Genomic DNA, 7,490 nt, shown 5'->3' with positions numbered 1-7,490 from the left:
GTGAAGTGACGATAGCAAAGAGGCCACACCCGTTCCCATACCGAACACGGAAGTTAAGCTCTTTAGCGCCGATGGTAGTTGGGGGCTTCCCCCTGCGAGAGTAGGACGTCGCTTCGCTCATTTTTTTGGAGGATTAGCTCAGCTGGGAGAGCACCTGCCTTACAAGCAGGGGGTCGGCGGTTCGAGCCCGTCATCCTCCACCATTCTTTGAGCCATTAGCTCAGTGGTAGAGCATCTGACTTTTAATCAGAGGGTCGAAGGTTCAAGTCCTTCATGGCTCATCAGTTTTTTAAATAATATGCGGGTGTGGCGGAATTGGCAGACGCACTAGACTTAGGATCTAGCGCCGCAAGGCGTGGGGGTTCGACTCCCTTCACCCGCACCATTTTAGGAACTTACTTGCCTATAATGGCGATTGTGGCGAAGTGGTTAACGCACCGGATTGTGGTTCCGGCATTCGTGGGTTCGATTCCCATCAGTCGCCCCAAACAAAATAATATTATTGGGGTATAGCCAAGCGGTAAGGCAACGGATTTTGATTCCGTCATGCCCAGGTTCGAATCCTGGTACCCCAGCCATTTTGCGGAAGTAGTTCAGTGGTAGAACACCACCTTGCCAAGGTGGGGGTCGCGGGTTCGAACCCCGTCTTCCGCTCCAAATATGCCGGGGTGGCGGAACTGGCAGACGCACAGGACTTAAAATCCTGCGGTAGGTGACTACCGTACCGGTTCGATTCCGGTCCTCGGCACCATTTAAAACATCATATTTATTATGCGCCCGTAGCTCAATTGGATAGAGCGTCTGACTACGGATCAGAAGGTTGTGGGTTCGACTCCTGCCGGGCGCGCCATATTTCGGATCAAGGGGTTGCAGGTTCAAATTCTGTCTTCCCGACCATGAAGTTGTATAAAGTTGAAATGATTATTATGGGGCCTTAGCTCAGCTGGGAGAGCGCCTGCCTTGCACGCAGGAGGTCAGCGGTTCGATCCCGCTAGGCTCCACCATAATAACGGAGGCGTACCCAAGTGGCTGAAGGGATCGGTCTTGAAAACCGACAGGCGGGTTAAACCGTGCGTGGGTTCAAATCCTACCGCCTCCGCCATTCTATTTTTCTAATGAAATTATCTAATAACATTATCGCGGGGTGCAGTACGAACGAATAAGTTTTGGAGCAAAACTTCAGCGTACCGATTTTGCAATACATCTTTGAATTACCTTAACAAAATCGGGACGATAATATTCACTAGTACTACTGTGTGCATTAAATAATTCTTTATTTTATACTACTAATATTTCCGCGGGGTGGAGCAGTGGTAGCTCGTCGGGCTCATAACCCGAAGGTCGCAGGTTCAAATCCTGTCCCCGCAACCAAATGGTCCCGTGGTGTAGCGGTTAACATGCCTGCCTGTCACGCAGGAGATCGCCGGTTCGATCCCGGTCGGGACCGCCATTTGCGGGTGTAGTTTAATGGTAAAACCTCAGCCTTCCAAGCTGATGTCGTCGGTTCGATTCCGATCACCCGCTCCATACATAAGTGGGCCTATAGCTCAGCTGGTTAGAGCGCACGCCTGATAAGCGTGAGGTCGATGGTTCAAGTCCATTTAGGCCCACCATAAATCTATTCCGAAGTAGCTCAGTGGTAGAGCAATCGGCTGTTAACCGATCGGTCGTAGGTTCGAGTCCTACCTTCGGAGCCATAGGGGGAAGTACTCAAGAGGCTGAAGAGGCGCCCCTGCTAAGGGTGTAGGTCGCTAACGCGGCGCGAGGGTTCAAATCCCTCCTTCTCCGCCATAAGGCCCGTTGGTCAAGTGGTTAAGACACCGCCCTTTCACGGCGGTAACACGGGTTCGAATCCCGTACGGGTCATAAATTCATTTAAATATAAATATAGTCTAGTGACAATGGCAAAGAGGTCACACCCGTTCCCATACCGAACACGGAAGTTAAGCTCTTTAGCGCCGATGGTAGTTGGGGGCTTCCCCTTGTGAGAGTAGGACGTTGCTAGGCAAATGAAACCACTGAATATTCAGTGGTTTTTTTATGCTTAAAAAGAATCTAAGGGGTAAGACCTAAATGAAATAAAGTTAGAGTCGCGAGGTCCAATTATCAGTCATTAATCAATTCAAAAAAATATAAAAAAGAATTTTATTTAGTTTCTTTTACGAATTTCGATTCATCTAAGAGGAAAATGATCATTTTAATAGAATATTAAACAAGTATTTTAAAAGTACAGTTAAAGGGGATTCAAAATGAATTTAGTTTCTGATAGATTAGTGATTCGTAGATTTGTAGTGACTGATTGGGAGACTGTTTACGAATATACTTCTGATCCAATCGTCATGAAATATATTCCAGAAGGTGTTTTTTCTGAAAATGATGCAAAATCATTTATTAATGAAAATATGGGGGACAATGCTGAAAAATTTGCTGTCGTACTAAAAGAAGAAAATGTATTAATTGGTCATATTGATTTCCATAGATATTTTGGTAACCACACATTTGAGATTGGATGGGTCTTTAATCCAAAGTACTATAATAAAGGCTATGCAACAGAGGCGGCCTATGCAACATTAAAACATGGGTTTGAAACGATGAAACTACATCGAATTGTAGCAACATGCCAACCTGAAAATCCTGCTTCCTATAGGATTATGGAGAAGATTGGGATGAGAAGAGAAGGCTTTTTCAAAAAATGCATTCCATATGGAGATGAATGGTGGGATGAATATTATTATGCAATATTGCAAGAAGAATGGAATGCCCAAGATTAAAGATATTGTTTTTCAATTGTTTGTACTAAATTAGTTATTTATATAAACCAATTAATACTTTTCATGTAAAATATTCTTATCCATTCATTTATTGATTAAGAGAATTCAGGAAGGTGAGAATATGATAGGCACTATTCTGAATACGATAGCGATTATTGTAGGCAGTGCTCTAGGAAGTTTGCTGAAAAAAGGAATAAAAGAAGAATATCAATCTGCTTTATTTACAGCAATGGGTTTCGCTGCTGTGGCGTTAGGTGTTAATGCTATAGTACAAAATATGCCTAATAGTAGTTATCCTGTTTTATTTATCGTAAGTTTAGCGATAGGTGGTTTAGTTGGTACGATTATTAATTTTGATGAAAAGTTTAATAACTTAGTTAACCGGTTTTCAAAAACAGATTTAGGAAAAGGTTTATCTACAGCGATTTTACTATTTTGTATTGGAACATTATCAATTTTAGGGCCTGTTGAGAGTGCATTAAATGATAACCATACATATTTATTTACTAATGCTACTTTGGATTTAGTTACATCGATGGCATTAGCAGCAACATATGGTTTTGGAATCGCAATTGCTGCGGTGGTGTTATTTATATGGCAATCATCTATTTATTTGAGTGCACAATACATAGAACCTTTTTTAACAGATGTTTTAATGACAGAAGTATCCATTGTTGGTGGGATTTTAATCTTAAGTTCTGGATTGTCGATATTAGGAATAAAGGATAGTAAAACGTTGAATATGTTGCCCTCTTTATTTATACCAGTCATTTGGTTTGTTGGATTAGCACTATTTCAATAGAATTAATGCATAAATCTACTAAAAAACTAAATTTTTTAATAAAAAAGTTCATATGTTTCTAGTAAACCTCTAGCATAAGTCTTTAGATATGCGCATATATACATATTAGATGTAATTATGTTGTCTACATAGTTATGTTTAATGATGTTTATTAGAAAGGGGAAATAGAAATGGTACTAAAACGTGTTAATCCTGAATTAGTAGATATGTTGAATGCTTTTCCGCCGTTAAGTTTAGATGCAGAGCTTTTACCACAAATTCGTGAAGCAATGGCTGCAGGAAACCAACCAGTAGAGCAAACGGAGGTTTCAATCGAAGAGGTTGCAATTAAGAGTTATGACAATGAAGAAATTAAAGTAAGAGTGTACAAGCCAACAAAAGAAACTGATGGAAAATTACCAGGATTCTTATGGATTCATGGTGGTGGCTATGTTCTTGGTACAGCAGAAGCTGATGATGCGCTATGTGTAAACATCGTGAATACGGCTAATTGTGTAGTTGTTTCAGTTGACTATCGTTTAGCTCCAGAACATCCATATCCAACTCCAATTGAAGATTGCTATAGTGCTTTAAGTTGGTTAGTAAACAATGCAGATGAATTAGGTGTTGATACTGATAAAATTGGTGTTGGTGGATTAAGTGCTGGTGGTGGATTAACTGCGGCATTAACGTTATTAGCACGCGACCGCCAATTCCCTAAAGTGCACATTCAATTCCCGTTATATCCAATGATAGACGATAGCAACAACACGCCTTCAGCCAATGAAATTACTGATAGCATGATTTGGAACCAAAAATTAAATGATTCTGGTTGGAAAATGTATCTAGGTGAGTTATATGGTAAAGAGGAAATTCCTGTATATGCAGCTCCTGCTAGAGCAACAGATTTTTCAAATTTACCAACAACATATACATTTATCGGACAATTAGATCCATTCAGATCTGAAACGCTTACGTATGTATCGAAACTTGCTGAAGCAGGTATTGATGTAGAATTCCACTTATACCCAGGTGGATATCACTCATTTGAAATTTTAAATCCAACTTCTAAAATTGGACAAAAAGCATCAAATGACTTCCTTGATGCAATTAAAGAAGGCTTTGAGCGCTTAGCTAAAGTAGAAGAAAATACGGCTATCTAATTAAGTAGAAAGTAGGAAGAATCTGATTCTAAATTAGGTTGGATTCTTCCAATTTTTTTTGAATGTGGTTTGTTATGTTGACGACAGATATGTAAAAATATATAATATTTATGTACTTGCAAATATTGGAGGGTTATTAAAAAATGACACACGCTATGAAATTACGTTTCGATGTTTTGAACTAGTAACTGAATACGTTCAAAGACTCTGTTATGTTAGACAGAGTAAACGGGATTCGTATGTCCTTTTTTAATAATCTTCATTTAATGAAGCTGACACAGAAGATTTATAGTTTATTTTACTCTCTATTTTAAATGTATATATGCAAATCCCTTTACTCTTTACCACAGGCAGATTGTCTGTGTTTTTTTATTTTCAATAGAGGAGAGAAAAAAATGTATATGTTATTATTCTTTTAATACGAGCTTTTAACCTAAAGCTCGTATCGATTCTAGCTATCGATACGAAATCGTTTAAATTTCGGGAGGTAGCGAATATGGAACAAATTAGTTATGAATTAGAAAACGTAGAATTGACTTATTTAGATAAAGATATTTTAAGAATAGATCGTTTAGCAATTTATCAATTTGATCGTATAGGAATTGTTGGGAAAAACGGTGCTGGAAAAAGTTCGTTATTAAAACTTTTAGCAGGAGTGCTGGCTCCTACAAAAGGTATAGTCCATCAGTATGTAGAATGTGGTTATTTTGAACAAGTGGAAGCACCTAAACCTATAGAAGCTGATCCATCTTTGTTAGGTAAACTTCATGTCCCGCATGATTCACAAAATTTGAGTGGTGGGGAGCAAACGAGATTAAAACTTGCCCAAATGTTTACTCATTATCACGAAGCGTTATTTATAGATGAACCAACGACTCATCTAGACCAAGAAGGAATTTCTTTTTTAATAGATGAATTAAAATACTATTATGGTGCACTAGTATTAATAAGCCATGATCGTGCTCTTTTAGATGAACTTGTTACAACAATCTGGGAAGTTGAAGATGGAAAGGTAAAAGTATATACAGGAAACTATAGTGATTATGTTGCGCAAAAGAAGTTAGAACGTGAACAACAGATTATTGCACGTGAGCAGTATTTGAAGGAAAAAAGTCGTCTTGAGAAAGCAGCAGAAGAAAAGATGAAAAAAGCTGAGAAAATCGCTCAAGCAACAAATATGAAAAAGGAATACAAAGCAAAAGCGAATCGAATGTTTGAAACGAAATCAAAAGCAACGGTTCAAAAGGCATTCCAACGAACAGCTAAAGCTATTGAATCTAGAATTGATAAACTTCAAGAAGTAGAAGCTATAAATGAAGACCGTCCAATTATATTTCGACAATCAAAGCATGTAGAATTGCATAACAAATTCCCGATTATGGCAGATCAGCTTAGATTAGTAATTGGTAATCGAGTTCTTTTAGAGGATGTTAGTTTTCAATTACCTCTAGGTAAAAAAATTGCAATCTCAGGTCCTAATGGTAGTGGGAAAAGTACTCTTTTACAACATATTGCAAAAAATTCATCTTACTTAACAATTTCACCTAAAGCGAAAATCGGATGTTTTCATCAAATGTCGTATCAATTTAAACAACATGAATCGGTATTACAATTTGTGAAAAATCGTTCAGATTATGATGAAGGCTTCTTGCGAACGGTACTACACTCAATGCAATTTACTGGTACGGATCTTCAGAAAACAGTTGCAGATTTAAGTGGAGGTGAAGCAATCCGCTTAAATCTTTGTCTGTTGTTTTTAGGCGAATATAATATATTACTATTAGATGAACCAACAAATTTCCTTGATATTCATGCCATTGAAGCGTTGGAACGTTTCATACGTGGTTACCAAGGAACGGTAGTATTCGTTTCCCATGACAGAGAATTTATTAAAAATGTTGCAGATATAGAATATAAAATATGTGATAATAAGATTTTTCTAGTTTAATTAAAATATTTTAGGGACTCAAACCAAATTAGGTTTGGGTCCTATATTTGTTTTTGATAGAGAGTATAAGCGACATTAGGTTAGAAACATAACAAGGGATTTAAGAATTATTATAAGATGTAATAAAAATTTTAGATTTAGTTGACTTTATGATAGAAAATTGATATTATATATAAACAGTCGTTAATGACATTACTTTTTTTGAAAAAGAAAAGTTAATAGAATTATTCTAGGTTATTAAGATTGTATTAACAGGTTAAAATAATTTGTTGACTTATATAAATTATTTTGATAATATTTAATTCTTGTCATTTGAGATAGTGAGATAAAGTTATTAAATGATAAGATAAATGTTTATTAAATATTTTTGTTGATTACGATAAAATATTGTGATATAATAAAAACCTATCACCTTTCACTGCTAACTATCGATTTTTTAATTTTTAAAATTATATTGACATAGTATAATATAGGTGATACAATATAAATCCTGTCGTTAATGACAAAGGATAAATGAACCTTGAAAACTGAACAACAAAACGTTAATGAATTAAACGTTTCTACTATATAGAAACAGAAATTTTGGACATCAATTATGATGCCAGTTTGAATTTTGAGCTTAACTCAAATTCACCATTTTATGGAGAGTTTGATCCTGGCTCAGGACGAACGCTGGCGGCGTGCCTAATACATGCAAGTCGAGCGGACCTTTTAAAAGCTTGCTTTTGAAAGGTTAGCGGCGGACGGGTGAGTAACACGTGGGCAACCTGCCCTATAGTTTGGGATAACTCCGGGAAACCGGGGCTAATACTGGATAATACAATTTA

Annotated in this window: 4 protein-coding genes, 17 tRNA genes and 3 rRNA genes; all 24 read left to right on the top strand. The window is 37.3% G+C overall.

Annotated features, from left to right (window positions below; all coding sequences use genetic code 11):
- The first annotated feature begins 1 nt into the window (after nt 1).
- Nucleotides 2-117 (top strand): 5S ribosomal RNA (gene rrf, locus CRO45_RS19500).
- Nucleotides 118-127: 10 nt separating this feature from the next.
- A tRNA-Val gene (locus CRO45_RS19495) sits at nt 128-203 on the top strand.
- Nucleotides 204-209: 6 nt separating this feature from the next.
- A tRNA-Lys gene (locus tag CRO45_RS19490) sits at nt 210-281 on the top strand.
- Nucleotides 282-300: 19 nt separating this feature from the next.
- Nucleotides 301-385 (top strand) — tRNA-Leu (locus CRO45_RS19485).
- A 26-nt stretch (nt 386-411) separates the two neighbouring features.
- Nucleotides 412-487, top strand: a tRNA-His gene (locus tag CRO45_RS19480).
- 16 nt (nt 488-503) lie between these two features.
- Nucleotides 504-578: transfer RNA gene (locus tag CRO45_RS19475), tRNA-Gln, on the top strand.
- Nucleotides 579-582: 4 nt separating this feature from the next.
- Nucleotides 583-657, top strand: a tRNA-Gly gene (locus CRO45_RS19470).
- A 5-nt stretch (nt 658-662) separates the two neighbouring features.
- Nucleotides 663-751, top strand: a tRNA-Leu gene (locus CRO45_RS19465).
- A 22-nt stretch (nt 752-773) separates the two neighbouring features.
- Nucleotides 774-850 (top strand) — tRNA-Arg (locus CRO45_RS19460).
- Between the two features lie 78 nt (nt 851-928).
- Nucleotides 929-1,004: transfer RNA gene (locus tag CRO45_RS19455), tRNA-Ala, on the top strand.
- A gap of 7 nt (nt 1,005-1,011) precedes the next feature.
- Nucleotides 1,012-1,102 (top strand) — tRNA-Ser (locus CRO45_RS19450).
- A 194-nt stretch (nt 1,103-1,296) separates the two neighbouring features.
- Nucleotides 1,297-1,371 (top strand) — tRNA-Met (locus CRO45_RS19445).
- A gap of 3 nt (nt 1,372-1,374) precedes the next feature.
- Nucleotides 1,375-1,450 (top strand) — tRNA-Asp (locus CRO45_RS19440).
- A 3-nt stretch (nt 1,451-1,453) separates the two neighbouring features.
- Nucleotides 1,454-1,527 (top strand) — tRNA-Gly (locus CRO45_RS19435).
- Between the two features lie 9 nt (nt 1,528-1,536).
- Nucleotides 1,537-1,613: transfer RNA gene (locus CRO45_RS19430), tRNA-Ile, on the top strand.
- Between the two features lie 9 nt (nt 1,614-1,622).
- A tRNA-Asn gene (locus CRO45_RS19425) sits at nt 1,623-1,697 on the top strand.
- 3 nt (nt 1,698-1,700) lie between these two features.
- Nucleotides 1,701-1,791, top strand: a tRNA-Ser gene (locus CRO45_RS19420).
- A 3-nt stretch (nt 1,792-1,794) separates the two neighbouring features.
- Nucleotides 1,795-1,866, top strand: a tRNA-Glu gene (locus CRO45_RS19415).
- A 25-nt stretch (nt 1,867-1,891) separates the two neighbouring features.
- Nucleotides 1,892-2,007, top strand: a 5S ribosomal RNA gene (rrf, locus tag CRO45_RS19410).
- Nucleotides 2,008-2,249: 242 nt separating this feature from the next.
- Nucleotides 2,250-2,771, top strand: coding sequence for a GNAT family N-acetyltransferase (locus CRO45_RS19405; RefSeq protein WP_097151283.1), 522 nt, complete (start codon nt 2,250-2,252; stop codon nt 2,769-2,771).
- 121 nt (nt 2,772-2,892) lie between these two features.
- Nucleotides 2,893-3,573, top strand: a complete 681-nt coding sequence (locus CRO45_RS19400; RefSeq protein ID WP_097151282.1) for a DUF554 domain-containing protein — start codon at nt 2,893-2,895, stop codon at nt 3,571-3,573.
- 170 nt (nt 3,574-3,743) lie between these two features.
- Nucleotides 3,744-4,715: an alpha/beta hydrolase gene (locus CRO45_RS19395; protein WP_097151281.1), complete on the top strand. Its 972-nt coding sequence runs from the start codon at nt 3,744-3,746 to the stop codon at nt 4,713-4,715.
- Nucleotides 4,716-5,211: 496 nt separating this feature from the next.
- Nucleotides 5,212-6,663 (top strand): Msr family ABC-F type ribosomal protection protein, encoded by a 1,452-nt coding sequence (locus CRO45_RS19390; protein WP_097151280.1) that lies wholly within the window; start codon nt 5,212-5,214, stop codon nt 6,661-6,663.
- Nucleotides 6,664-7,300: 637 nt separating this feature from the next.
- Nucleotides 7,301-7,490, top strand: a 16S ribosomal RNA gene (locus tag CRO45_RS19385); the annotation flags it as partial.

Source organism: Ureibacillus acetophenoni (assembly GCF_900220965.1).
GTDB classification, from domain to species: Bacteria; Bacillota; Bacilli; order Bacillales_A; family Planococcaceae; genus Ureibacillus; species Ureibacillus acetophenoni.
This window is presented reverse-complemented; position numbering and strand designations above follow the sequence as displayed.

Bases quoted from the DNA above. Each gene is read 5' to 3' on its own strand.
- CRO45_RS19405 (WP_097151283.1), top strand. From the start codon at position 2,250: ATGAATTTAGTTTCTGATAGATTAGTGATTCGTAGATTTGTAGTGACT.
- CRO45_RS19400 (WP_097151282.1), top strand. From the start codon at position 2,893: ATGATAGGCACTATTCTGAATACGATAGCGATTATTGTAGGCAGTGCT.
- CRO45_RS19395 (WP_097151281.1), top strand. From the start codon at position 3,744: ATGGTACTAAAACGTGTTAATCCTGAATTAGTAGATATGTTGAATGCT.
- CRO45_RS19390 (WP_097151280.1), top strand. From the start codon at position 5,212: ATGGAACAAATTAGTTATGAATTAGAAAACGTAGAATTGACTTATTTA.